General features: G+C 71.4%; 26 protein-coding genes. 11 read left to right on the top strand and 15 right to left on the bottom strand.

Features of this window, described 5'->3' with window-relative positions:
• The first annotated feature begins 53 nt into the window (after positions 1-53).
• Positions 54-863, top strand: a complete 810-nt coding sequence (locus tag C7C45_RS06275) for a DUF4097 family beta strand repeat-containing protein (RefSeq protein WP_110562715.1) — start codon at positions 54-56, stop codon at positions 861-863.
• On the opposite strand, the gene C7C45_RS06270 is transcribed toward C7C45_RS06275, so the two are convergent.
• The 8 genes from C7C45_RS06270 to C7C45_RS06235 form a co-directional block, all read right to left on the bottom strand.
• On the bottom strand, positions 844-2,034 hold the full coding sequence (locus tag C7C45_RS06270; RefSeq protein ID WP_110562703.1) for an acyltransferase family protein: 1,191 nt from the start codon (positions 2,032-2,034) through the stop codon (positions 844-846). The genes C7C45_RS06275 and C7C45_RS06270 overlap by 20 nt on opposite strands.
• 157 nt (positions 2,035-2,191) lie before the next feature.
• Complete coding sequence (gene era / locus C7C45_RS06265) at positions 2,192-3,088, bottom strand: GTPase Era (protein ID WP_110562714.1); 897 nt, start codon at positions 3,086-3,088, stop codon at positions 2,192-2,194.
• 5 nt (positions 3,089-3,093) lie between these two features.
• Complete coding sequence (locus C7C45_RS06260; protein ID WP_110562702.1) at positions 3,094-3,483, bottom strand: cytidine deaminase; 390 nt, start codon at positions 3,481-3,483, stop codon at positions 3,094-3,096.
• Positions 3,476-4,900, bottom strand: a complete 1,425-nt coding sequence (locus C7C45_RS06255; RefSeq protein WP_110562701.1) for a hemolysin family protein — start codon at positions 4,898-4,900, stop codon at positions 3,476-3,478. Before C7C45_RS06255 ends, C7C45_RS06260 begins: the two co-directional genes overlap by 8 nt.
• Positions 4,876-5,349: an rRNA maturation RNase YbeY gene (gene ybeY, locus C7C45_RS06250; protein WP_110562700.1), complete on the bottom strand. Its 474-nt coding sequence runs from the start codon at positions 5,347-5,349 to the stop codon at positions 4,876-4,878. The genes C7C45_RS06255 and ybeY overlap by 25 nt, the downstream gene beginning before the upstream one ends.
• 15 nt (positions 5,350-5,364) lie before the next feature.
• Positions 5,365-6,423 (bottom strand): PhoH family protein, encoded by a 1,059-nt coding sequence (locus tag C7C45_RS06245; protein WP_110562699.1) that lies wholly within the window; start codon positions 6,421-6,423, stop codon positions 5,365-5,367.
• A gap of 132 nt (positions 6,424-6,555) precedes the next feature.
• Positions 6,556-7,944 carry a serine hydrolase domain-containing protein gene (locus C7C45_RS06240; protein ID WP_110562698.1) on the bottom strand — a complete coding sequence of 463 codons (1,389 nt, stop codon included), beginning with the start codon at positions 7,942-7,944 and terminating at the stop codon, positions 6,556-6,558.
• Positions 7,941-8,300, bottom strand: a complete 360-nt coding sequence (locus C7C45_RS06235; RefSeq protein ID WP_110562697.1) for a histidine triad nucleotide-binding protein — start codon at positions 8,298-8,300, stop codon at positions 7,941-7,943. The genes C7C45_RS06240 and C7C45_RS06235 overlap by 4 nt, the downstream gene beginning before the upstream one ends.
• Before the next feature lie 47 nt (positions 8,301-8,347).
• Between C7C45_RS06235 and C7C45_RS06230 the strand changes: the two genes are divergently transcribed.
• Genes C7C45_RS06230 through C7C45_RS34815 form a run of 3 tightly spaced genes read left to right on the top strand, consistent with a single transcriptional unit; the run spans position 8,348 to position 9,416 of the window.
• Complete coding sequence (locus C7C45_RS06230) at positions 8,348-9,109, top strand: SDR family NAD(P)-dependent oxidoreductase (RefSeq protein WP_110562713.1); 762 nt, start codon at positions 8,348-8,350, stop codon at positions 9,107-9,109.
• A 57-nt stretch (positions 9,110-9,166) separates the two neighbouring features.
• Complete coding sequence (locus C7C45_RS06225) at positions 9,167-9,313, top strand: hypothetical protein (RefSeq protein WP_244200265.1); 147 nt, start codon at positions 9,167-9,169, stop codon at positions 9,311-9,313.
• Between the two features lie 10 nt (positions 9,314-9,323).
• Entirely contained in the window at positions 9,324-9,416 is a 93-nt protein-coding gene (locus tag C7C45_RS34815) for a hypothetical protein (RefSeq protein ID WP_244200264.1), read from the top strand.
• Positions 9,417-9,637: 221 nt separating this feature from the next.
• On the opposite strand, the gene C7C45_RS06220 is transcribed toward C7C45_RS34815, so the two are convergent.
• The 3 genes from C7C45_RS06220 to hrcA all read right to left on the bottom strand — a co-directional run bounded on the left by C7C45_RS06220 (position 9,638) and on the right by hrcA (position 12,615).
• A complete protein-coding gene (locus tag C7C45_RS06220; RefSeq protein ID WP_110562696.1) occupies positions 9,638-10,372 on the bottom strand; it encodes a 16S rRNA (uracil(1498)-N(3))-methyltransferase in 735 nt (244 codons plus the stop codon).
• A gap of 1 nt (position 10,373) precedes the next feature.
• Positions 10,374-11,522 carry a molecular chaperone DnaJ gene (gene dnaJ, locus C7C45_RS06215; protein WP_184188132.1) on the bottom strand — a complete coding sequence of 383 codons (1,149 nt, stop codon included), beginning with the start codon at positions 11,520-11,522 and terminating at the stop codon, positions 10,374-10,376.
• A gap of 70 nt (positions 11,523-11,592) precedes the next feature.
• A complete protein-coding gene (gene hrcA, locus C7C45_RS06210; RefSeq protein WP_110562694.1) occupies positions 11,593-12,615 on the bottom strand; it encodes a heat-inducible transcriptional repressor HrcA in 1,023 nt (340 codons plus the stop codon).
• Between the two features lie 225 nt (positions 12,616-12,840).
• Here hrcA and C7C45_RS06205 point away from each other — a divergent pair, with 225 nt between their 5' ends.
• Positions 12,841-13,476, top strand: a complete 636-nt coding sequence (locus C7C45_RS06205) for a DUF4870 domain-containing protein (protein ID WP_110562693.1) — start codon at positions 12,841-12,843, stop codon at positions 13,474-13,476.
• 66 nt (positions 13,477-13,542) lie between these two features.
• Here the strand turns inward: C7C45_RS06205 and hemW are convergent, their stop codons facing one another.
• Positions 13,543-14,766 carry a radical SAM family heme chaperone HemW gene (gene hemW, locus C7C45_RS06200; protein WP_208641081.1) on the bottom strand — a complete coding sequence of 408 codons (1,224 nt, stop codon included), beginning with the start codon at positions 14,764-14,766 and terminating at the stop codon, positions 13,543-13,545.
• A 19-nt stretch (positions 14,767-14,785) separates the two neighbouring features.
• Here hemW and C7C45_RS06195 point away from each other — a divergent pair, with 19 nt between their 5' ends.
• A complete protein-coding gene (locus C7C45_RS06195) occupies positions 14,786-15,577 on the top strand; it encodes an enoyl-CoA hydratase-related protein (RefSeq protein WP_110562691.1) in 792 nt (263 codons plus the stop codon).
• Between the two features lie 126 nt (positions 15,578-15,703).
• Here C7C45_RS06195 and C7C45_RS06190 read toward each other — a convergent pair whose 3' ends face one another.
• On the bottom strand, positions 15,704-16,468 hold the full coding sequence (locus tag C7C45_RS06190; protein WP_110562690.1) for an SDR family NAD(P)-dependent oxidoreductase: 765 nt from the start codon (positions 16,466-16,468) through the stop codon (positions 15,704-15,706).
• 403 nt (positions 16,469-16,871) lie between these two features.
• On the opposite strand from C7C45_RS06190, the gene C7C45_RS06185 reads away from it, so the two are divergent.
• The 3 genes from C7C45_RS06185 (at position 16,872) to C7C45_RS06175 (ending at position 20,239) form a co-directional block, all read left to right on the top strand.
• Complete coding sequence (locus C7C45_RS06185) at positions 16,872-17,726, top strand: hypothetical protein (RefSeq protein WP_110562689.1); 855 nt, start codon at positions 16,872-16,874, stop codon at positions 17,724-17,726.
• A gap of 222 nt (positions 17,727-17,948) precedes the next feature.
• The gene (locus tag C7C45_RS06180) at positions 17,949-18,851 is read left to right on the top strand and encodes a phytanoyl-CoA dioxygenase family protein (protein WP_091409805.1); all 903 of its coding nucleotides are present in this window, start codon (positions 17,949-17,951) and stop codon (positions 18,849-18,851) included.
• A 185-nt stretch (positions 18,852-19,036) separates the two neighbouring features.
• Entirely contained in the window at positions 19,037-20,239 is a 1,203-nt protein-coding gene (locus C7C45_RS06175; RefSeq protein ID WP_146247278.1) for a low temperature requirement protein A, read from the top strand.
• 27 nt (positions 20,240-20,266) lie between these two features.
• Here the strand turns inward: C7C45_RS06175 and C7C45_RS06170 are convergent, their stop codons facing one another.
• Both C7C45_RS06170 and C7C45_RS06165 read right to left on the bottom strand, forming a co-directional pair.
• The gene (locus C7C45_RS06170) at positions 20,267-21,460 is read right to left on the bottom strand and encodes a low temperature requirement protein A (RefSeq protein WP_110562687.1); all 1,194 of its coding nucleotides are present in this window, start codon (positions 21,458-21,460) and stop codon (positions 20,267-20,269) included.
• 182 nt (positions 21,461-21,642) lie between these two features.
• Positions 21,643-22,284, bottom strand: coding sequence for an MOSC domain-containing protein (locus tag C7C45_RS06165; protein WP_110562686.1), 642 nt, complete (start codon positions 22,282-22,284; stop codon positions 21,643-21,645).
• Positions 22,285-22,418: 134 nt separating this feature from the next.
• On the opposite strand from C7C45_RS06165, the gene C7C45_RS06160 reads away from it, so the two are divergent.
• On the top strand, positions 22,419-22,898 hold the full coding sequence (locus tag C7C45_RS06160; RefSeq protein WP_110562685.1) for a hypothetical protein: 480 nt from the start codon (positions 22,419-22,421) through the stop codon (positions 22,896-22,898).
• Positions 22,895-23,209 (top strand): winged helix-turn-helix domain-containing protein, encoded by a 315-nt coding sequence (locus C7C45_RS06155; protein ID WP_110562684.1) that lies wholly within the window; start codon positions 22,895-22,897, stop codon positions 23,207-23,209. The genes C7C45_RS06160 and C7C45_RS06155 overlap by 4 nt, the downstream gene beginning before the upstream one ends.
• Positions 23,210-23,215: the final 6 nt, after the last annotated feature.

The following is a 23,215-nucleotide window of genomic DNA, read 5'->3' as shown; positions in this document are numbered from 1 at the left end:
GCGCGGAGGAACCCCGATGTGGCGGGCTCGCGCTCGGCCGTAGCGTGCTGGCCATGGCACTACACCACACCACCACCCCGCGCCGTCGTCGCGTCGTCGCTCCCGTCGCGCTGGGGCTCGCCACCACCCTCATCGTGCTCTCCGGGTGCGACAACCTGTCGTTCCGGCGGCTCGACTACGACAACACCGAGGAAGTCCAGATCACCACGATTCGGCTGTCGGGTGGCGCGGGCGACGTGGTGGTCCGCGGCACCGGCCCGGCGTCCCAGGTGCGGATCAAGCGGGTGGTGCGCTACCAGGGCGGCGAACCCGACAACGCCCGGTACGAGATCAAGGGCAGCGAGCTGGTGCTGGACACCAACTGTGGCTCGCGGTGCAGCATCTCCTACGAGGTGTGGGTGCCCGAGGGTGTGGCGGTGCAGGGCGAGACCAGCTCCGGCAACGTCGAGCTGAGCCGGGTCGGGGCGGTGGACGTGCGGCTGAGCTCGGGCGATGTGCGGGTCTCCGGTGCGTCGGGCGCGCTCGGGGTGGAGACCCAGTCCGGCAACATCGAGGTGAGCGAGGCCGCCGCCGCGGTACGCCTGCGCGCCTCGTCCGGAGACATCAACGCACGCCGGCTGGGCGGCACGGTCGACGCAGAGGCCACCTCCGGCAATGTCAACGTCGAGCTGGACAAGCCCGCCTCGGCCCGGGTCCACGCGTCCAGCGGTGACGTCACACTGTTGGTGCCGGAGGGCGGCTACCGGGTCCGGGCCAACGCCGACTCCGGCGACAAGACCGTCTCCATCCCCGACAACCCGGCGGCGTCCCTGGTGCTCGACGGTTCGGCCAGCAGCGGCAACCTCACGATCCGCCAGCGTTGATCTCGACGCTGGCCGTCTCCCCGGCCACCCGCTGCGCCGGTACCACCGCTCGTTCGCCGGTCGTCTCCGCCGCCGGGGCACCATCCGCCGCTCCGCCACCCGACCGGAGCGCCGTGTCGGCCCGGAGCGTCGATTCGGTACCCGCTCGGACCGCCGGCTCGGCGGACTGGATCGAGCCGCCCGGGATCAGCTCCGGGCGGCGACGGGCGGCGACGTCCTCGACCCAGCCGACGGCCAGGGTGACCAGCCCGACCAGCGCGAAGACCAGCAACACCCGGATAGCCAACCCCACCGGCTGCCGAGGGGACCAACCCACCACGCCGACCAGCGGAGTGAGCGCCACCACGAACGGCATGTGCCAGAGATAGATGGTGAGCGCCCGTCGGTTGACCACGGTCACCACCCGGTCGGCCAGTCGGCTGCGGCCCAGCCAGCCCACCCCGGACGGTGCCCGACCCAACACGATCAGGATGAACGCGGCCGACCAGAGGGCGTTGCCCAGGTGGTTGTCGTTCAGGTCGTACCCACGGGGACCAGGATGCCCGACGATCCAGGCGCCACCGGCGGCCGCGAGCGCGAGTGCCACTGGGTAGAGCACCCGGCCGGAGAGCCGGCGCAGCATCCCGGCGTGATGGGCGAAGCCGAGCATCCACGCCCCGAAGTAGAGCCCGAACTCACGCAGGACCGGCGGCGCCGCCGGGTAGATCCCCGCCTCGATCGCCACCAGCAGGAGGTACGGGGCCAGCAGCGTGGGCAGGGGGGCACGCCGGAACAGCCAGAACGCGATCGGTGAGGCGAGCACGAACCAGAGGTAGTCGCGCAGGTACCAGATGATGCTCAGCGCCAGGGCACCCCAGTTGTTGGCCGGCGGGTCGGCGACCGGGAACAGCCACAGCAGCACTCGGGGTGTCAACGCCATCCCGCTGAGCAGCATGCCCGGTACGAAGACCACCGCGAGCACCCAGAGCGACGGCAGCAGCCGGCGCAGTCGACGCCCGACCGCCGCCGGCCCGGAGCGGGTCAGCGACGCGGCCATCAGCGAGCCGGCCAGCGCGAACATCACCGACATGGCGGGGAAGACGAGGGTGAGGGTCGCGTACCCAGTGACGTGGTAGACGATCACTCGGACGATGGCCAGAAAACGGAGCAGATCGAGATACCTGTTGCGCATCAGCCTGCATCTCGGTCGGGGACGCGGGGTATGTCTTCCCTACCCTGCGCGGCCTGCGCACCAAACGGCCGCGAGCCCCACCCGAACGTGAACTTCCCCATCTGCCCGACCGAAGATGATCATGCCGTCGGCCGGGCAGCCGTCCCACCGAGGTAGGTCAGAAACCCAGCTTGCGCAACTGCCTCGGGTCGCGCTGCCAGTCCTTCGCGACCCGCACGTGCAGGTCGAGATAGACCCGGCCGCCCAGCAACTCCTCGATCTGCCGGCGCGCGTTGGTGCCGACCTCCTTGAGGCGGCTCGCCTTGTGGCCGAGCACGATGGCCTTCTGGCTGGGCCGTTCCACGTACAGGTCGGCGTAGATCTTCATGACCTGACCCTCGGGGATCATCTCCTCCACCACCACGGCGATGGAGTGCGGCAACTCGTCGCGGACCCCCTCCAGGGCGGCCTCCCGGATCAACTCCGCGACCAGCACCTGCTCGGGATCGTCGGTCAGCATGTCGTCCGGGTAGAGCTGCGGCGACGGCGGCAGGTACTTGGTCATCACGTCGACCAGCGTGTCCACCTGGTGCCCGGAGACCGCGCTCACCGGCACGATCTCGGCGAACTCCCCCATCTGGCTGACCGCGAGCAACTGCTCCGCCAGGCGGCGCTTGTCCACCAGGTCGGTCTTGGTGACCACCGCCAGCACGGTCGCCTTCAACTCGGCCAGCTCACCGCTGATGAACCGGTCGCCGCGCCCGACCGGCTCGTCGGCCGGGATGCACAGACCGATCACGTCGACCTCCGTCCAGGTGGACCGGACCAGGTCGTTGAGGCGCTCGCCGAGCAGCGTACGGGGGCGGTGCAGGCCCGGCGTGTCGACCAGGACCAGCTGCGATTCCGGACGGTGCAGCACGGCCCGGATGACGTGCCGGGTGGTCTGCGGCTTGTTCGAGGTGATCGCGATCTTGGTGCCGACGATGGCGTTGGTCAGCGTCGACTTGCCCGCGTTGGGCCGGCCGACGAAGCAACCGAAACCGGCCCGGTACGGCCGTGCCTGCGGGTCCTGCACGGGGCTCACTGAGTCACCGTGCCGAGGACCGTGCCATCCGGGGCGGCCACGTGGATCGGCGCGTCCACCGCGAGGTCCCGCACCGCCGCGTGCCCCGCGCCGTCCAGGGTCGACGCCTCGGTCACCACCACCGCGGCCTCCAACCGGCTCGCCCCGGCCGCCACGGCCGACGCGACCGCCAACTGCAACGCGGTGAGGGTCAGCGAGGGCAGCGCGACACTGGCCGCGGCGTACGTCCGGCCGTCCTGATCACGGACTGCGGCGCCCTCTACGGCGCCGACCCGTCCGCGTGCTCCCCGAGCCAGGACGACGAGTTTGCCGTCCTCGGCGCTGAGCGCGGCGGCCGACGCGGTGGGGGCGGGCCGGGCGGCAGGCGCGGCGGGTGTGTCAGGCATCGGCGGATTGCCTCTCGTCGTCTCGATAGTTGTTCGTGTCGTGCCCGGGGCCGGCGTGCTCGCCCCGCCCCGCGGTGTCCTGCTCATGGCCCGGCTCCGCCCGGCTGACCAGGACGGTGTCGATCCGGTTGCGCCGGCCGGTGGTGCCCTCGGCGACCAGCCGGAGACCGGCGACCTCGGCCTCGGCGCCGGGGATCGGCACGCGTCCCAGCGACTGGGCCAGCAGGCCACCGACCGTCTCCACCTCATCCGTGGGCAGATCGGTGTCGAACATCTCGCCCAGAGTCTCCACCGGCAGGCGGGCGGTCACCCGCACCGAGGAGTCCGTCAGACGTTCGACGGGCGGGCGTTCGACATCGTACTCGTCGGTGATCTCACCGACGATCTCCTCCAGGATGTCCTCGATGGTGACCAGACCGCCGGTGCCGCCGTACTCGTCGACCACGATGACCAGGTGGTTGCGGGCCGCCTGCATCTCCGAGAGCAGGTCGTCGACCGGCTTGGACTCCGGTACGAAGGTCGCCGGGCGCATCAGCTCGGCCACCGGCAACTGCTCGGCCTTCGGGTCTCCGCCACGGGAGCGCCGGATCAGATCCTTGAGGTAGAGCACACCGAGCACGTCGTCGACGCTCTCACCGATCACCGGGATGCGGGAGAAACCGGAACGCAGGAAGAGCACCAACGCCTGCGCGAGCGTCTTACCCTCCTCGATCCACACCATCTCGGTACGCGGCACCATCACCTCGCGGGCGATGGTGTCCCCGAGCGCGAAGACCGAGTGGATCATCTGACGCTCGCCGTGCTCGACCACACCGCGCTGCTCGGCCAGGTCGACCAGCTCACGCAACTCCACCTGGCTGGCGAACGGCCCCTCCCGGAAGCCGCGCCCCGGGGTGACCGCGTTGCCGATCAGGATCAGCAGCGACGCGAGCGGGTTGAGCGCCCGGCCCAGCCAGCGGACCAGCGGCGCCACCGCTCGACCCACGGCGTACGCGTGCTGCCGGCCGATGGTGCGCGGGGCGACGCCGACCACCACGAAGCTGACCACTGTCATCGCGCCCGCGGTCACCAGCGCGGCCCGCCAGCCGGCGCCGAAGCTGTCCACCGCGACCAGCGCCACCAGTGTGGTGGCGGTCAGCTCGGCGAGCAGCCGCAACAGCAGGAGCAGGTTGAGGTGCCGGACGACGTCGCCGGCGACGACCTGGAGGGTGCGGGCGCCACGCACGCCGTCGCGGGCCAGCTCGGCGGCCCGGGCCGGTGAGACGGCGGCGAGCGCCGCCTCGGTCATCGCGATGAGGCCGGCCAACACCACCAGGCCGGCCGCGAAGACGATCAGCTGCAGGTCGGGAAGGCCGGCGGTGGCGCCGGCCGCCAGTAACGGAGGAGTGGACATCACTGGGTGCGGGTCGACCGCCAGCTCGTGAGCAGGCGGGCCTGGAGAGCGAACATCTCCCGCTCCTCCTCCGGCTCCGCGTGGTCGTAGCCGAGCAGGTGCAGCACCCCGTGCACGGTGAGCAGGTGCAGCTCGTCGGCCGGTGCGTGCCCGGCGGTCGCCGCCTGCTTGGCCGCGACCTCCGGGCAGAGCACGATGTCGCCGAGCAGGGCGGGCTCGCCGCCGGCCGGCGCGGACTCACCCGGGCCGTGGTCGACGCTGCCCTCGTCCATGGGGAAGGCGAGCACGTCGGTCGGGCCGTCGCCACCCATCCAGCGGTGGTTCAGCTCGGTCATGTAGTCGATGTCGACCAGCAGCACGGACAGCTCGGCGAGGGGGTTGACCCCCATCTCGTCGAGTGCGTGCCGGGCGACGGCGAGCACGGCGTCGGTGTCGACCTCGACACCGGACTCGTTGGCGATCTCGATGGACAACTGCTTTCCTCTGCTTTAGCGGCGGCGGCCGGCGCGGCCGCCTTGGGCGGGTCGCCCGGGCACGGCGTGAACGCCCTGCGCCTGCTGATTCTCCCGCTCGGCGTCCCAGCGGGCGTACGCGTCGACGATCTCCCCGACCAGCCGGTGGCGGACCACGTCGGAGCTGGACAACTGGGCGAAGTGCACGTCGTCGACGTTTTCCAGGATCTCCCGGACGACCCGCAGGCCGCTGCTCGTCCCGCCGGGAAGGTCCACCTGGGTGATGTCACCGGTCACGACGATCTTGGAGTTGAAGCCGAGCCGGGTGAGGAACATCTTCATCTGCTCGGGCGTCGTGTTCTGCGCCTCGTCCAGGATGATGAACGCGTCGCTGAGAGTCCGACCGCGCATGTAGGCGAGTGGCGCGACCTCGATCGTCCCCTGGGCCATCAGCTTCGGGATCGTCTCCGGGTCGAGCATCTCGTGCAGCGCGTCGTAGAGCGGGCGCAGGTACGGGTCGATCTTGTCGTTGAGCGTGCCGGGCAGGAAGCCCAGTCGCTCGCCCGCCTCCACGGCCGGCCGGGTCAGGATGATCCGGTTGACCTGCTTGGCCTGCAACGCCTGGACGGCCTTCGCCATCGCCAGGTAGGTCTTTCCGGTGCCGGCCGGGCCGATGCCGAAGACGATGGTGTGGGTGTCGATCGCGTCGACGTACCGCTTCTGCCCGAGGGTCTTGGGGCGGATGGTGCGGCCACGACGGGAGAGGATGTTGAGCGTCAGGACCTCGGCGGGCCGCTCGGCGGTGCCCTGCTCGAGCATGCCGACGGTACGCCGGACGGCGTCAGTGGTCAGGGTCTCGCCTTTCTCGATGAGTTCGAGCAGCTCACTGAAGACCCGCTCGGCGAGGGCGTTGTCCGCGGGGTCACCGGTGATGGTGATCTCGTTGCCACGGACGTGCACGTCACTGTTGACCGAGCGTTCGACGAGTCGGAGGATCTCGTCGCCTGCGCCGAGCAGATTGACCATGATCTTCGAGTCGGGCACGGTGATCCTGGTCTGCACCCGGGGCGGGCCGGGAGGTGGGGTGCCGGTCATAGGTCGGGCCGAAGGGCCCTGCGCCACCTGCTCTCGATCTCGAAGCCGGCCCTGCTGGCACGGCGTGCGGACGTTACACCCATCGTATCGGGTCAACGCGGGGCGCATCGCGCCCATTTCCGCTGGCCGCGATCAACTCCCGGCCCGGAAGTCGTACCGGTCGAAGGTCTCCTGGTGACGGGTGAACCGGTACGTCGCCCAGTGCATCCGGATCACCGCGCCGGCCTCGTCCCGGGTCAGCCGCAGCAGTTCACCGGCCTCCCGACCGGAGACCGTGCGGAACACGTCCGGCTGGTCCGGCAGTGGGGTGAAGATCGCCGGTGGACGTCCCGCCGGGTCGCCGGCCCCGCGTGCCCGCAGGGTGCCGTCGTGCCAGGAGAAGACGTACTCGAAGCCCTCGCCCCACCAACGGCCGAGCACTCCCCGCAGGGCACCCGGAGCGGGTGCGCCGGGCCGCCACGGCTCGATCTCGGCCGGATCGTGCTCGACCGCCGCCGCGAGCAGCCGGTGCGGCAGGTCGAGCACCTCGGCCGCCGTGCCGGACGAGCCGAGCACCGCGGCGCCCATCGCGCCGGCCGTGCCGTCGCCTCCGCGCCGGCCGTACGCCCCGGCGAGGAAACCGGGCATCGCCCCGTCGTGCCCCACGTGCACCACCCGATCCCCCTGCGGGACCAGGATCAGCCCGAGACCGAAGCCCGCGCCCCAGAGCGTCTCGTCGGTGGTGGTGACCGGCCAACGCATCTCGTCCAGCGTGGCGGGAGCGAGGACCACACCGGCCGGGTCCAGCGCGGCCGGGTCGGCGAGGAACGCCGCCCAGCGGGCCATGTCGGTCGCGGTGCTCCAGAGCTGGGCGGCCGGGCCGACCGCGCCGAAATCGGTCGGTGGCTCCGGGTGTGCCTCGTCGGAGTACGCGTCGACCAGGAACCCGGTGGCCGCCGTCGGCTGCGGGGTCACGGTGGTGTCGGTCAGCCCCAGCGGCGTCAGGATCCGCTCGGTGAGCGACTGCGCCCAGCTCTCGCCACGCAGCCGGGCGACGAGTTGGCCGAGCACGGCCATGCCCAGGTTGGAGTAGTGGAACCGGCGGCCCGTCGGCAGCACCCGCTCGGCCCGGCCCAACTCAGCCAGCAACTGCTCGGAGTCGGGCGCGCGCAGACTGTCCCAGACGTCGCCGAACGGCTCGCGTTGCAGGCCACCGGTGTGCGACAACAACCGGCGGACGGTCAGCTCACCGTGTGCGGGGAGATCCAGGTGCCGCCCGATCGGGTCGTCCAGGCCCAGCAGCCCGTCGTCGCGGCACTGGAGGGTGAGCACCGCGGTGAAGGTCTTGGTGATCGAGCCGATCCGGAACTGGGTGCCGGGCCCCAGCGGGTTGTCGGTGCCGGTCGCGCCGATGGTGCAGGTCCAGAGCGGTCGGTCGACCCGGTGCAGCGCCGCCGACACCGCCGGCACCCGGCCGTCGGCCTGCACCCGCCGGACCAGCCGGCCCAGGCGCTCGTCCACGCGGCTGTCGGGCTCGCTCATGCCAGGTCCCGGGCGAGCATCGGGCCGAGCGGTGCGCCACCGAGCAGGTGCGCGTGCACGTGGAACACTTCCTGCCCCCCGTACGCGCCGGTGTTGAACATCAACCGGAAACCGTCGCCGAGCAGGCCCTCGTCCTCGGCCACGGCGGCGGACGTCGCCAGCACGTCCGCGGCCAACGCCGGGTCGCCCTGGGCGAGCGTGGCGATGTCCGCGTAGTGCTCCTTGGGAATGACCAGGATGTGCACCGGCGCCTTCGGGTCGATGTCACGGAAGGCGAGCGTCGTGTCGGTCTCCCGGACCACGGTGGCCGGGATCTCCCCGGCGACGATGCGGCAGAACAGGCAATCGGATCCCATCGGGGCAGTGTAAATAGGGCCGGGACGGCTCAGGCAGGATGGCCGGCATGACGGATCGAGCGGTACTCGTGACGGGTGCTTCACGCGGGATCGGCCGGGCGGTGGCGACGGCGTTCGCGACAAGTGGTGACCGGGTGGCGATCCACCACCGCGACTCCGGCGACGCGGCCGAGGAGTTGCGCGCGCAGTTGCCCGGCACCGGGCACGTGGTGGTCCGCGCCGACCTCACCGACCCGGACGCGGTCCGGGCCATGGTCGACCGGGCCGCCGAGCTGCTCGGCGGGCTGGACGTGCTGGTCAACAACGCCGGGATGTACGGCGACCGGGACGACCCGCACCCCATCTTCGGCGCGTCCTACGAGCAGTGGCAGAAGCGCTGGCGGCAGGTGCTGGAGACCAATCTGACCGGCGCGGGCAACGTCACCTGGTGCGCCGCCCAGCACATGCGGGAACGCGGCGGTCGGATCGTCAACGTCTCGTCCCGAGGTGCGTTCCGTGGCGAGCCGGACCAACCGGCGTACGGCGCCAGCAAGGCGGGGCTGAACGCACTGGGCCAGTCCCTCGCCGTGGCGCTCGCGCCGTACGGCATCGCGGTCGCCACCGTCGCGCCGGGCTTCGTGGCGACCGACATGACCACTGAGCACCTGCGCGGCGAGAGCGGCGCGGCCATCCGGGCGCAGAGCCCGTTCGACCGGGTGGCCCGACCGGAGGAGATCGCCGCCGCCGTGCACTGGTTGGCCTCGCCGGAGGCCGAGTGGGCCTCCGGCACGATCGTCGACCTCAACGGCGCTTCCTACCTGCGTAGCTGACGATTTCCCGGCCCCGGCAGGTGGCTGACGGTACGCGGGCGGGTAAGAGCCACCGACATGGCCGACACCGCGCTGCTGGACCTCACCGCCGACTACCAGGTGGCCGATGACCACGACGACGACCCCGTGCTGCTGCGCCCGGACGGCACCCCCGTGGAGACCTGGCGGGAGGACTACCCGTACGACGAACGACGCGGCCGGTAAGGGCGGCACCATCAAGCGGTTCATGGAGCACCTCAACCCGCGCGGCGCGTCCGTGGTGGCGCTGGGGCTGTGGGCGCAGCCGGCGGTCGACGGTCGGTGGTGACCGTGGGTCGCCTTCGTCGGGGCGGACACGGTATGGAGCGGTATACCTCGGAGGTATCAATATGACTCTGAGGTATACCGCTCAACAGCACATCCATCTGCCGGGCCGCGAGCGCGCGGAGACGCGGTCGCGCGTCGTTCCCTGTTCGTCATGACCGCCGGCCTGGTCTGGCAGGACCCGCCGACCCAGCCCGGCCGGGCCGGCGTGACCGCGGGAGCGGGTCACCAGCGGCCGAGGCGGGTGGCGAGCACGCTGAGGGCCGCCACCCCGGCGGTGGAGGTCCGCAGCACGGCCGGGCCGAGCCGGACGACGCGCCCGCCTGCCTCCCGAAACGCCGTCAGCTCGGCCGGGGCGATGCCACCCTCCGGGCCGACGACCAGGACGATCTCACCGCCGGGCGGCAGCTCGGCGGTGCTGAGCCGCTCCTCGGCCTCCTCGTGCAGCACGAAGGCGGCGGCAGCGCCGGCGATCCGACGGGCGACGGTGGCGGTGGACTCGTCCGGCGCGCCGGCCACCACGGGCAGCCAGGGCCGGCGGGCCTGCTTGGCGGCCTCCCGGGCGGTGGCCACCCACTTGTCCCGAGCGCGTACGCCACGGTCACCGCGCCACTGCGTCACCGAGCGGGACGCCGCCCAGGGGACGATCTCGTCCACCCCGACCTCGGTCATCGCCTGCACGGCCAGCTCACCCCGGTCGCCCTTGGCGATGCCCTGCACCACCACGATCCGGGGGACCGGCGCGTCCGCGTACCCCCGGGAGGTGATGGTGACCTCCAGGCTGCCCCGGCCGACGGCGGTGACCACCGCGGCGGCCGTGCCGCCCCGCCCGTCGGCGAGCAGCAGCTCCTCGCCGACGCGCAGCCGCTGCACGGTCGCGGCGTGGTGCCCCTCCGGGCCGTCCAGGGTGAACGCGTCGCCGGTGGGCAGCGCCTCGACCAGGAACAGCGGCGCGGACACCTCAGGCGTGCCCGTTGAACGCGTCGCGCATCCGGGAGAAGAAGCCGCCCTGCTTGGATAACTCGGCGACCTCCTCACCGCGGGTCTTCGCGAAGTCGCGCAGCATCTTCTCCTGGTCCGGGTCGAGCTTGGTCGGCGTCCGGACGTCCAGGTGCACGTAGAGGTCACCTCGGCCGGTGCCGCGCAGGTGTGGCACACCCCGGGCGCGCAGCCGCAGCGTGCTCGCCGGCTGGGTGCCAGCCTTGACGTCGACAGTCTCCTCGCTGTCCAGCGTCTTGATGGTCAGGCGGGTGCCGAGCGCCGCAGCGGTCATCGGCACGGTGACGCGGCAGTGCAGGTCGTCGCCCTTGCGGGAGTACACGTCGTGCGGCCGCTCGTGGATCTCCACGTACAGGTCGCCGGCCGTGCCGCCGCCCGGACCCACCTCACCCTGCTGGGCCAGCCGGATCCGCATGCCGTCCTCGACGCCGGCCGGGATCTTGACGGTCAGCGAGCGGCGGGTACGCACCCGGCCATCGCCGGCGCAGGTGGGGCAGGGGTGCGGGATGGTGGTGCCGTAGCCCTGGCACACGGTGCACGGCCGGGCGGAGACCACCTGGCCAAGGAAGGTGCGCTGCACCGACTGCACCTCGCCCCGCCCGGCGCACGCCTCGCAGGTCGCCAGGTGGGTGCCGGCGGCCGTGCCCGCTCCGGAGCAGGTGGTGCAGAGCACGGCGGTGTCGACGGTGATCGGCGCCTCGACGCCGAACGCCGTCTCGTGCAGGTCCAACTCGAGTCGCAGGATCGCGTCGGCACCCGGGCGGGTACGCGGACGCGGGCCACGCGCGCCACCGGCCGCGCCACCGAAGAACGCGTCCATGATGTCCTGGAAACCGACGAACGGGCCGGCACCACCCGGACCACCCGGGCCGCCAGCGCCGCCCCCGCCACCCGGGGCGAGCGGGTCGCCGCCCAGGTCGACGATCTGCCGCTTCCGGTCGTCCGAGAGGACCTCGTACGCGGCGTTGATGTCCTTGAACTTCTCCTGAGCCTCCGGGTCCGGATTGACGTCCGGGTGGAACTGGCGCGCCAACTTGCGGTAGGCGCGCTTGATCTCGTCATCGGAGGCTTCCCGGCTCACACCGAGAATGCCGTAGTAGTCCCTGGCCACTGCGTTCCGTGTCCTCATGTTCGTCTCGCGTTGCGCCGATCCGGCGGCAGCCGGCCGTCGGTCCTGACTGTCAGTTCTGGGCCAGCAACTCGCCCACGTAGCGTGCCACGGCGCGCACCGTGGCGATATTGCCGGGGTAGTCCATCCGGGTGGGCCCCAGCACCCCCAAACCGCCGACGATCGTGGCGCCTGGGCCGTACCCGGTGCTGACCACGGAGGCGGCGCGCAGGTTGTCGAACTCGTTCTCGTCGCCGATCAGCACCCGGGTGGTGCTCGGCTCGGTCTCGCCGATGAGCTTGAGGAGCACGACCTCCTCCTCCAGCGCCTCGAGGATCGGCCGCAGCGAACCCTGGAAGTCCAGCAGGCCACCCCGGGTGAGGTTGGCGGTGCCGGCCAGCGCGATGCGTTCCTCGTGGCGCTCGACCAGCGTCTCCAGGAGCACCGTGGCGAGGGTGGTCATCGTCGGACGCAGCTCGGCCGGCGCCTCTTCGACCAGCGCCTGCACCAACGGCGGCGTATCGGACAGCCGGGCGCCGGCGAGCTTTTCGTTGACCAACCGGCGCAGGTCGGTGACGTTGTCGGCGGGCACCGGGCCGGGCAGCTCCACCAGCCGCTGCTCCACGCGCCCGGTGTCGGCGATCATGACGAGCATCAGCCGGGTGGTGGAGATCGGCACCAGCTCCAGGTGACGAACCGAGGAACGGGCCAGGCTCGGGTACTGCACGACGGCCACCTGCCGGGTCAGCTGGGCGAGCAGCCGCACCGTGCGGTGCACCACGTCGTCGAGGTCGACCGCGCCGACCAGGAAGCGCTCGATGGCCCGGCGCTCGGCCGGGCTGAGCGGCTTGACCCGGGACAACCGGTCGACGAAGAGCCGGTAGCCGCGATCGGTGGGCACCCGGCCGGCGCTGGTGTGCGGCTGCCGGATGTAGCCCTCTTCCTCCAGCACGGCCATGTCGTTGCGGACCGTGGCCGGGGAGACGCCGAGCTGGTGCCGCTCGACCAGCGCCTTGCTGCCGACCGGCTCCTGGGTGGAGACGTAGTCCTCGACGATCGCGCGGAGCACGGCGAGTTTGCGGTCGTCGAGACCCATTCTCCGCACCTCCTGTCGCACGTCGGCCGCCGGCGCCGTAGGCCGGCCGAGCCGTCCTGGCACTCGACTGTAACGAGTGCCAGTCTACGTCGGCGTACCCGCCGGCGCGATGATCAACGGCGGCTCATCGGTGCGGCCCGCGCAACCCCGCTGAGCCGATCGGCCCACACTGCCGGGCGGAGTCGCTCTGGTGCGGCGTTGCCACCGGCCTCTACCGTGACATCCATGACTGAACCTCCGCGCCCTCCCGGAGCGGGTGAGCCCGGTGACCACCCGCCGGAGCCGACCTCCCCGAGCTCGTTCCCGTCGGCCGAGCCGCCCACCGCACCACTGTCCGGGGCACCCGGGCCGGGCGGCTATCCCCCAGCCGGTGGCTATCCGCCGCCCACCGGTGACCAACCGCCGTCAGGTGGCTACCCTCCGGCGGGTGGCTATCCTCCGCCCGGCGGTTACCCCCCGCCCGGCGGTTACCCCGCTGGCGGCTACCCGACCGGTGGCGCCTACGGCGGCGGCTACGCCAACAACGAGGACAAGACCTGGGCGTTGGTCGCGCACTTCGGCGGCGCCGCCGGCATGATCGTCAGCGGCGGTGTGCTCGGCTGGATCGGCCCCCTGGTGGCGCTGCTGGCTCGCGGCAACCAATCCCCGACGGTGCGGGCGCACGCAGTGGCGGCGCTCAACTTCCAGCTCATCTGGTCGATCGTCGGCCTGGTCGGCTGGGTGCTGTCCTGCATCCTGATCGGCTTCATCGGGGTTATTGCGGCCGTCATCCTCGGTGCCGTGTTCGGCATCATCGCCGGCGTCAAGGCCAACGAGGGTCAGCTCTACCGCTACCCGCTCTCCGCCAACTTCATCAAGTGATCCGGGCCGGCCGCTCCCCCGGCCGGTCCGCAGCGCCCGCTGCCCCGGCCGGGGCAGCGGGTCCGCTCAGGGCACCAGGTCGCGCACGACCGCGTCGGCGAGCAGCCGCCCGCGCAGGGTGAGCACCGCGCGTCCGGCCGCGTACCCGTCGGCGTCCAGCAGGCCGTCGGCCAGCGCCCGCTCCGCACCGGCCCGGCCGGTGGCGTCGAGCACCGCCAGCGGCAGGCCGCTGGCGAGTCGCAGCCGGAGCATCACGTCCTCCATGTGCGCCTCGTCGACCGTGAGCACCTCCCGGGCCAGGCCGGGAGACGCGCCCGCGGCCAACCGCTGGGCGTACGTCGTGGGGTGTTTGACGTTCCACCAGCGCACCCCACCGACGTGGCTGTGCGCCCCCGGCCCCAGCCCCCACCAGTCCGCGCCGGTCCAGTAGAGCAGGTTGTGCCGACAGCGGGCCTCGTCGGTGCGGGCCCAGTTGGAGACCTCGTACCAGGAGAGCCCGGCCGCGTCGAGTGCGGCCTCCGCGGCGAGGTAGCGGTCCGCGGCAACGTCGTCACTGGGGTACGCCAGCTCGCCGCGTTTCATCCGGGCGGCGAGCCGGGTGCCGTCCTCGACGATCAGGGCGTACGCGCTGACGTGGTCCACCCCGGCGGCCACGACCTGCTCCAGCGAGGCGGCGAAGTCCTCGGCCCGCTCGCCCGGTGTCCCGTAGATCAGATCCAGGTTGACGTGCTCGAACCCGGCGTCGCGCGCCTCCAGGGCGGCGGCGGTGGCCCGGCCGGCGCTGTGTTTGCGGTCCAGGATCGCCAGCACTCCCGGGGAGGCGGACTGCATGCCCAGCGAGATCCGGGTGTAGCCGGCGGCCCGCAACAGCTTCAACGATTCCGGGGTGACCGATTCCGGGTTGGCCTCGGTGGTGACCTCCGCGTCGGCGGCCAGCCCCCAGGTGCGGTCGATGCCGTCGAGGATGCGGGCCAGGTCGTCGGCGGGGAGCAGGGTGGGCGTGCCACCGCCGACGAAGACGGTGTCGACCGGGGGCGGCGGGCTGTCGCCGAGCACCCGGGCCGCGAGTGCCAGCTCGGCCAGGACGGTGTCGGCGTACCCCTCGCGGCTGGCACCACCGCCCAGCTCGGCCGCCGTGTAGGTGTTGAAGTCGCAGTAGCCGCAGCGGCTCGCGCAGAACGGGACGTGTACGTACACGCCGAAGCCGCGCGCGCCGACCGCCGTGGTGGCGGTGGCGGGCAGCGATCCGTCGACGGGGACGGTCTCACCATCTGGAAGGACGCCGGGCATGGCCACTAGTGTGCCCGGCATGACCTCTCCCGACGTCCTCGTGCGGGTCGCCACGGCCCGTGGGGTGACCACCCTCACCCTGGACAGCCCGCACAACCGCAACGCGCTCTCCACCGGCCTGATGACCCAACTGCTGGCCGGGCTGGCCGACGCGGTCGCCGACGACGCGGTCCGGGTGGTCGTGCTCGACCACACCGGCCCGGTCTTCTGCTCGGGAGCTGACCTGAAGGAGACCGCTGCGGCGTACACCGGTGGGACGGTGCCCGCCGGGATGCTGGGCGACGTGCTCGCCGCGCTCTGGGAGTGCCCGAAGCCGGTACTGGCCCGGGTCGCCGGGCCGGCGCGAGCCGGTGGGCTGGGCCTGATCGCCGCCGCCGACCTGGCGGTCTGCGCCGATCAGGCGACGTTCGCGTTCACCGAGGTGCGGATCGGGGTGATCCCGGCGGTGATCTCGGCGACCGTGCTGCCGCGGCTGCACCCGCGCGCCGCCGCCGAGCTGTACCTGACCGGGGACACCTTCGACGGCCGGCGGGCCGCCGAGATCGGCCTGGTCACGGCCTCCGTGCCGGCGGACGGACTGGACGCGGCGGTGCAGGGGTTCTGCGACTCGCTGGTACGCGGTGCGCCCGGCGCGTTGGCCGGCGCGAAGGAGCTGCTGCGCCGGCCGGGCAGCGCCGAGCTGCGTGGCGACCTGGCCCGGCTGACCGCTCTCTCCACCGGCTACTTCCTCTCCGACGAGGGGCGCGAGGGGGTCCTGGCCTTCCGGGAGAAGAGGCCGGCTCGATGGGTGGCCGCTCTCGACGACGTCTGAGCATCCGGGTAGACGTTCCTGTGCGTCGTCCCTTTGCTCTGCTTCAACCGGCGAAACACTCACTGTCCGGATAGCGGACGCGTGGTGTTGCCTCCGGTGAAGCAGAGCAAAGGGACTGCCGTGACGTCACCAGGCGGTCGCGCCGCCGTCGACCGGGTAGTTCGCCCCGGTGATGTACGACGCCCGGTCCGATGCGAGGAACACCACCAGCTCGGCGACCTCCTCGGGGCGGGCGAACCGCTTCAGCAGGGTCTTGCTGGTGATCGCGTCCCGGGCCGCCTGGTTGTCGCCCAGGTCGCGCTCACTGGCCGGGGTGAGGATGGGCCCGGGGCTGACCGCGACCGCCCGGATCCCGTGCGGGGCGCCTTCGAGCGCCAACTGTCGCGTCAAGCCGATGACGCCGGCGTTCGCCGCGGTGTGGCCGACCATCGGCGGGAACTGACCGGCGATCATGCCGGCCATCGAGGCGGCGTTGATGATGACGCCCCCGCCGCGCTGGACCAGATGCGGCCAGGCGAACTTCGACACGAAGTAAGGGATGTCGAGTTCGCCGGTGATGGTGTACCTCCAGTCCTCGACGGAGAAGTCCGGCATCGGGCCGAAGCGGAGCGCGGCTGCGTTGTTGTAGACCACGTCGAGCCCGCCATAGGCCGCGGCGGCGTCCTCGACGAATTTGCGCACCTGTTCCGTGTCGGTGAGGTCGACCGGCGCGATGCCGGTCATCTCACCGCCGGCGAGCCGGACGAGTTCGACCGTCTCTTCGTTGCCGGCCACCTGGATGTCGGCCCCGACGACCTTCGCGCCCTCCCGCGCGAACGTCAGCGCCGCGACGCGTCCCAGACCGCTGCCGGTACCGGTGACGAGCACAACCTTGCCGTCGAGCGTTCCCATGGAACTCCTCCTCGTTCCGTGGCCGGTCCGGCCGCCTGCGTTGCGGCCGCCGGGCCAGCGATTGACATGTCAACCGTAGTAAGTCCTTGACCGGTCAATCGCTTCCCCGCGGGGTCGGGGCGGTGACGCGCACAACAGGTCAGCCGCCGGGATGCAGGGTGTTTGCCACCTCGCCAGCGGGACCTGGCGCCAGATGCCTCGATTGTCGCCGAGCCCTGGTGGGCGGAGAGGGCATACGGGGAGGTGAGACCACGCCCGAAGCGGGAATGCCTCGATCGGAACGGGTCGGCGGAGCCGACCTCGAACCGGGGCGCAGCCGCCGAGCCGGGCCCGAACCGCTCGGACGACCCGAACGGCGCGACGGGGACGTACGCTTGGCAGACTTGTCGATCTGGGGGTGTGAGTGCGAACTCGGGCAGCCGTGGCGGGTGGAGTGGTGCTCATCCTCGTCGCCGTGATCGCGATCTGGCTCGTCGTACGGCAGGTCGGTGACCACCTCCAGCTGCCGGCGCTGTCGCGGAAGTGCACCGTGCAGGCTGACGGCCGGGTCGCGCTGGATGCCGACCAGATGGCGAACGCGGCAACCATCGCGGCGATCGGCGCGAAGCGCGGCATGCCCGAGCGGGCCGTGGTTGTCGCGCTGGCCACGGCGTACCAGGAGTCCGGGCTGCGCAACCTCGCCGACGGCGACCGTGACTCGGTCGGCCTGTTCCAGCAGCGACCGAGCCAGGGCTGGGGCACCCCGGCACAGATCCGCGACCCGCGCTACGCGGCCAACCGGTTCTACGCGGCACTGAAGAAGGTGCGCGGCTGGGAGAAGATGCGCGTCACCGACGCCGCCCAGCGGGTGCAGCGATCAGCCTTCCCCGAGGCCTACCAGAAATGGGCCGATGACTCCGAGGTGCTCAGCCGGGCGCTGATGGGTGACGCCACCGGCGCGGTCGCCTGCACGGTGGGGCGTACCCCGGTAATGCACGGCGCGGCGGCGGCTGCGCAGCTGACCCGCAACCTCGCGCTGGACTGGGGTTTGCAGGGCCTCGACCCGACCGACCCGACCGGCCTCGCGGTGACTCCGGGCGACCAGCGTGACGGCTGGCGGTACGCGCACTGGTTGGTTTCGCACGCCCAGGACCACGGGGTGAAGCGCGTCCGCTTCGGCGACCTGGAGTGGACCGCCCGCGACGGCACCTGGGATCGGGTGACCGACCAGCAGAGCCCCGCCGGCCAGGTGGTGGCCGAGGTGTTCAACGAGGGTTGACCGGTCCGGATCTCTCAACCGGCAGTCACCGCGCAATCGGACAATCCATGCCGATACCCCCAGTCGATCACGGAATTCTCACTCTACGCACTCCTCCCGCTGCGCGGGGTCCCCCTGCGGCCGCTCTCGCGCAACACGCCCTCCCCGACGCCCTGGCCATCGCGTTACGATCGGCGGCCTGTGCCAGAAAAGGTTTCACCTCATGGGGAGGGGTACGACGCGGTGTTCGATTACGGCGACCGGACCGGTTACGAACCGATCAGCGACACTGACCGCAAGGAGTTCCACGAGCAGGGCTTCCTCCTGCTGCGCAACGTCCTGACGGAGGACCACCGGGCGGCGCTGGAGGCGGCAGTCGACCGCGTCTACGCGGAGGAGCAGGCAAAGGGCACCACCAAGAAGGACGGCACCCTGCACCTGCTGGGCTTCCTGGAGCGCGACGAGCTCTTCGGCGAGCTGCTCACCCACCCGATCGCCTTCCCGTACATGTGGGGGCTGGCCGGCTGGAACATCTACACCCACCACAACCACCTGGACGTCACCCCGCCGGCCGCCGAGCCGGAGAAGCCCTACTGGGGCTGGCACCAGGACGGGTACCGGCAGAACTCCGACCCGGAGACGATGGACCCGAACCTGCCTCGGCCCATGTTCTCGCTGAAGGTCGCGTACGTGCTGTCGGACCTCTCCGAGACCGGCCGCGGCGCCACCAAGGTCATCCCGGGCAGCCACCTGAAGAACTCGCTGCCCCGGCCGGCGGACCTCACCGTGCAGAACCCGGACCCGGAGGGCACGGTGGAGATCACCGCCAACCCGGGTGACGCCTTCATCTTCGACCGCCGGCAGTGGCACTCCCGGTCGACGAACCTGTCGACCATCACCCGCAAGATGCTCTTCGTCGGCTACACCTACCGGTGGATCCGTCCGCTGGACGAGCTGCACCCCGACGTGAACGGCGAGTGGTACCGCAACCGCACCCCCGTGCAGCGCCAGCTCATCGGTGAGGGCACCCACACCGCCAACTACTGGGGCATCAACTGGGACGGGTACGTCGACGACGAGATCCCGCTGCGCAAGGAGCTCAAGGAGCGCGGCCTCCTCGACCGCAACATCCCCTGGCTCCGCTGATCTCCCATTGCTCGTGCAACGGCCCTCTGCCAACGGCAGGGGGCCGTTCCACGTTCCGCGAACCGCGCCCCCGGGACGAGTCCGTTCTGCGGCACCCGACGCCACACTGTCGGTAGCGTGGCGGGTGCGCAGCGTCGGGGCGCACCCGCCGCCCGGGGCGCGGGGTGGCACAGGAGGCAGCCGCAGTGACGTCCGCTCCGCTACCCCGGATCCTCCGCCGACGTGGCGAGCCGGAATATCCGACCTTCCTGGAGCTCTTCTTCGACCTGGTCTACATCTTCATGTTCTCCCGGCTCGCTGCCAGCCTGGCCGGCGACCTGAGCATTCGAGGTGCGGCGCAGACCGCCGTCCTCCTGCTGGCCGCCTGGTGGGTCTGGGTGCTGACCGCGTGGCTCACCGACCTGTTCAACCCCCGACTGCCGATCATCCAGGCGACAGTCCTGCTGGTCATGCTCGGCACCCTGCTGATGGCGATCGCGACCCCGTACGCCTTCGGCCGGTACGGATGGCTCTTCGTCGCGGCGTACTTCGGCATCCACCTCGCCCGTGACGCCGTTCTGATCCCCGGCACCCGGGTGAACCGTTCGATCCAGGCCCGGAGCATCCGGGTGTTCTTCTGGTTCGGCATCACCGTGGCGCCATGGGTGGCCGGAGTGTTCGTGGACGACACGGCTCGGCTGGTGCTCTGGTCGATCGCGGTGGCGGTCGACCTCGGCTCGGCCCGGATCGGCTGGCCGACGCCGTGGCTGGGGCGTACCGAGTTGGCCAGCCAGATCTTCACCGGGGTGCACCTCTCCGAGCGGCACCGGGCGATCTTCATCGTCGCGCTCGGCGAGTTGATCCTGAACACCGGCCTGGGGCTGGCCGGCAGTGGATTCACGGCCGGTCCGGTGGCCGCCTGCGCTGTCGCGTTCGTCAGCGCGGTCCTGCTGTTCCAGCTCTACTTCCAGCGGGTCCAGCGGATCCTGGCCCCGCCGGGTGTCGCGATGGTGGAACGGGTGCGCTCCGGCACCTCCACCTCGTACACCCATCTGGTCATGGTCGCCGGGGTGGTGTTGGTCTCGACAAGCACCTCGATAGTCGTCGACCGACCGTTCGACCGCGCCCCGGTCGAGTTGCTGGCCGCCATCCTCGGCGGACCAATTCTGTTCCTGCTCGGCAGCGTCCTGTTCGATGCCGTGGTGACCGCCCGGATCCTGTGGTCCCGGGTGCTGGCGATCGTGGCGCTGGCGGTCGTGGCGCTCTGCGCCCGGGTGGTGCCCGACGCGTTCCTGCTCAGGCCCCTGACCGCCCTGGTGGTGGCGAACCTGGTCCTGCTGCTCACCCTGGTCTGCGAAGAACTGGCCGCGCGTCGCGGACCGGTCGGAGCCATCGCGTCGGCGCGATGAGGGCCGCCTCGCCGTCGCCGCGATGAGTCACCGCCGCATCGGCGGTGCCGGCGTGCGCGTGTGTCGGCGGGTGCTCACCAGGTTCGCCACGGCGATCAGGGCCAACACGGTCATGGCGAGCAGCGCGACCATGACCGGCGGCAGCCGGGGCGCCGCCGGCGCCACGCACGCCAGCAGCACCAGCCCGGCCAGCCGGGACCGCGAGATCCGCCCGAACACGGTGAAGTCGAGTACGCCCCGCCCGACCAGGTACAACGCGGGGCCACCGAGGATGACCACAGCCCACGACGGCGGGGTCTCGCCCCACGGGCGGCCCACCACCAGGCGACTGGTGACCGCCGCGCCGACGATTCCGGCCACCATGATCAGATGGGTGACCGCGGCGGACTGGGTGAGCAGCGCCGGGTTTGTCGACCGGGCGATGGCATCGGTCAGCAGCTCACCAGCGCGGTAGATGTAGATCCGCCACATCAGCACCACGGTGCTGAACACCACCACCAGCGCCCAGGCTCGGTCCATCGTGAAATCGTTCGTGCTGAAGGTCGTTCCGGTCACGAACAGTGAGACACCGAGCGCGACGATGACGAACTGCCGGTAACGCTCGGCCACCCGCCCGCCGACCAGCCGCCAGTCGCGCGCTCGGGAGCGGCCGATCCCGGGCACCGGCCAGCCGAACGCGGCTGCGGAGTACTCGACGACGACCGCGAGCACCCAGATCGGCAACTGGCCCGAACCGCCGACGAGCGCCCCACCGATCCAGCCGATGCCGGCGACGGACTCCCAGACCTGGATCCGGATGCTGTTGGGGAGCAGGGTCTTGGTCGGAGTGAGAAGAACGTAGTAGGCGGAGGTGCTGAAGTGGATGAACACGTACGTGATCGCGAAGAGCAGCCCGCGATCGTCGTACGCTTCGGGCGCGACCGCGGCCAACAGCAGGCTGGCCGCCGCCACCCAGATGAACTGTCCCTGCCCGGACGGGCGGGCCAGGTCGATGGTGTCCGCCCCCCACACGGTCAGCGCCCAGATCATCGTGAACGCGAGCAGCAGCACCAGCGTCTCGGCGAAGCCGGTCCAGGTCAGCTTGTTGGCCAGCATGGTCGCCAAGGCGACAAGCGCGAAGACGTAGACGAGATCGAAGAAGAGCTCCAGGAACGCCGGACGCTCCAGGTCCGGGTCGGCTGCCGACGCCGCCGCCGCACCACCATCCGTCGCCATCGACATCGCGCTTCACCCGGTCCCCCGCCGCAGGCCCTCGGTGGGGACAATACGGGCAAGGATCCTCCGCCGGCCCCGTCATCCGGTTCTTACGGGCCGATCCACCCACTTGCTCGCCGGCTGTCCCGACCCGGACCCGACGGCCGGGTGTCGTCGACCCGACGGCCGGGTGTCGTCGCGGACCGCGGTCAGCCCAGGGCGGCGAGGCGACGGCGGGCCTTCTCGCGGATCTTCTCCGGCAGGTCCTGCGCGTCGAGCAGCCGGGGCAACAACTCCGGCTCCAGGCTGGTCGCCCGGAACACCTCGCCGATGGTCACACCGTGCGCGGGCCGCTCCACCACCTCGACCGGGTCGCCCGGGCCCACCTCCCCCTCCCGCAACACCCGCAGGTAGGCGCCGGGCAGTGCCCGGGCGGTGAACCGCTTGATCAGATCCGGTACGCCCCAGTAGCCGGCGAAGGTCGTGCACGGCGTTCGGGGCTTGGTCACCTGGAGCAGGGCGGCACCGACCTGCCACTGCTCACCGATCACCGCGCCGGTGACGTCGACCGCGTACGTGGTGAGGTTCTCGCCGAAGCCACCGGGCCTGATGTCCCGCCCCAGTTCGGTCGTCCACCAACCGGCGTCCTCCTCCGCGTAGGCGTAGACCGCCTGGTCGGGGCTGCCGTGATGGGCCCGCTCGCCGATGAAGTCACCAACCACCCCGTCGAAGCGGATCAGCACCGGCCCGTCCACCGGTCGCTTGTCGATGCCGCTGCGTCCGCTCGCGTCGCCAGCCCACTCCGCCTCGGTCACGACGCCGAGGTTCACCGCTGCCACCCTGCCCGTCATGGCGCCAGCCTAACGGCACGTCGAGGCCAGGAGTAGCCATATTGTGCTCGATGCGGAAAGTACTTTCCTATTGGGCAAGGAGATGCTCTACTTGCTTGACAAGAAAGTTCTTGCCTTCTCCTCAAGGAGCAGTCATGACCGAGCCTGGCATCACTCCCGCGTCGGCCGCCGACGCACTCGCCGAGATCCACGCCCGCCGCGACCAGGTAGTCACCGCCACCCTCGTCCCGCACTGGTACTGGCCGGCGTTGGGCGGGCTCATCGTCGCCTTCACCGCCGCCGTGGAGACCCGCCGGCCGTGGGTGCTCGCGGTCGGGTCGGTGGCGTACGCGATCGGCCTGGCCGCCGTCGTGGGCCGAGTCGTGGTGCGGCACCGTGCCCAGGTCCACACCAGCCTCATCGGTGTACACGGCGCGATCACCATCGCCGTTTACGTGCTCGTCCTGGTCGCGCTCAGCCTCGGCACCGGGTTCGCCGCCGAGGCGGCCGGCCTGGCCTGGCCCGCGACGATCGGCGCGGCCACCACCGGCGGCGCGATGACCGCCACCGGGCTGCCGCTGATGCGCTACCTTCGCCGGGTGATGACCACCCGACCGCTTGGCGGCGGCCGGTGAGCACTCCCCGGTTCGACGAGCTGATCCACGCGCCGACCCGGCTGTCCCTGGTGAGCCTGCTCGCGGCCACCGAGTGGGCGGAGTTCCGCTACCTGCGCGAGCAGCTCGGGCTCTCCGACTCGGCGCTGTCCAAGCAGCTCACCACGCTGGAGCAGGTCGGATACGTGGAGATCCGCAAGAGCTTCGTGGGCAAGCGCCCGCGTACCTCGGTGACCCTGAGCAGGGCCGGTCGGGCGGCGTTCGACGGGCACGTGGCGGCGTTACAGGAAATCGTCGCCCGGTCGGGGCTCACCGTCCTGCCCGGCGGCTGACCACCG

It is taken from the genome of Micromonospora arborensis, from assembly GCF_003205615.1.
Lineage (GTDB): Bacteria > Actinomycetota > Actinomycetes > Mycobacteriales > Micromonosporaceae > Micromonospora > Micromonospora arborensis.
Note: the sequence above shows the minus strand (reverse complement) of the source record. Positions and strands in the feature narration are given on the sequence as shown.

Coding starts and splice junctions, on each gene's coding strand:
- C7C45_RS06275 (WP_110562715.1), top strand. CDS start 54: ATGGCACTACACCACACCACCACCCCGCGCCGTCGTCGCGTCGTCGCT.
- C7C45_RS06270 (WP_110562703.1), bottom strand. CDS start 2,034: ATGCGCAACAGGTATCTCGATCTGCTCCGTTTTCTGGCCATCGTCCGA.
- C7C45_RS06260 (WP_110562702.1), bottom strand. CDS start 3,483: ATGCCTGACACACCCGCCGCGCCTGCCGCCCGGCCCGCCCCCACCGCG.
- C7C45_RS06245 (WP_110562699.1), bottom strand. CDS start 6,423: ATGACCGGCACCCCACCTCCCGGCCCGCCCCGGGTGCAGACCAGGATC.
- C7C45_RS06240 (WP_110562698.1), bottom strand. CDS start 7,944: ATGAGCGAGCCCGACAGCCGCGTGGACGAGCGCCTGGGCCGGCTGGTC.
- C7C45_RS06235 (WP_110562697.1), bottom strand. CDS start 8,300: ATGGGATCCGATTGCCTGTTCTGCCGCATCGTCGCCGGGGAGATCCCG.
- C7C45_RS06230 (WP_110562713.1), top strand. CDS start 8,348: ATGACGGATCGAGCGGTACTCGTGACGGGTGCTTCACGCGGGATCGGC.
- C7C45_RS06225 (WP_244200265.1), top strand. CDS start 9,167: ATGGCCGACACCGCGCTGCTGGACCTCACCGCCGACTACCAGGTGGCC.
- hrcA (WP_110562694.1), bottom strand. CDS start 12,615: ATGGGTCTCGACGACCGCAAACTCGCCGTGCTCCGCGCGATCGTCGAG.
- C7C45_RS06205 (WP_110562693.1), top strand. CDS start 12,841: ATGACTGAACCTCCGCGCCCTCCCGGAGCGGGTGAGCCCGGTGACCAC.
- hemW (WP_208641081.1), bottom strand. CDS start 14,766: ATGCCCGGCGTCCTTCCAGATGGTGAGACCGTCCCCGTCGACGGATCG.
- C7C45_RS06195 (WP_110562691.1), top strand. CDS start 14,786: ATGACCTCTCCCGACGTCCTCGTGCGGGTCGCCACGGCCCGTGGGGTG.
- C7C45_RS06190 (WP_110562690.1), bottom strand. CDS start 16,468: ATGGGAACGCTCGACGGCAAGGTTGTGCTCGTCACCGGTACCGGCAGC.
- C7C45_RS06170 (WP_110562687.1), bottom strand. CDS start 21,460: ATGTCGATGGCGACGGATGGTGGTGCGGCGGCGGCGTCGGCAGCCGAC.
- C7C45_RS06165 (WP_110562686.1), bottom strand. CDS start 22,284: ATGACGGGCAGGGTGGCAGCGGTGAACCTCGGCGTCGTGACCGAGGCG.
- C7C45_RS06160 (WP_110562685.1), top strand. CDS start 22,419: ATGACCGAGCCTGGCATCACTCCCGCGTCGGCCGCCGACGCACTCGCC.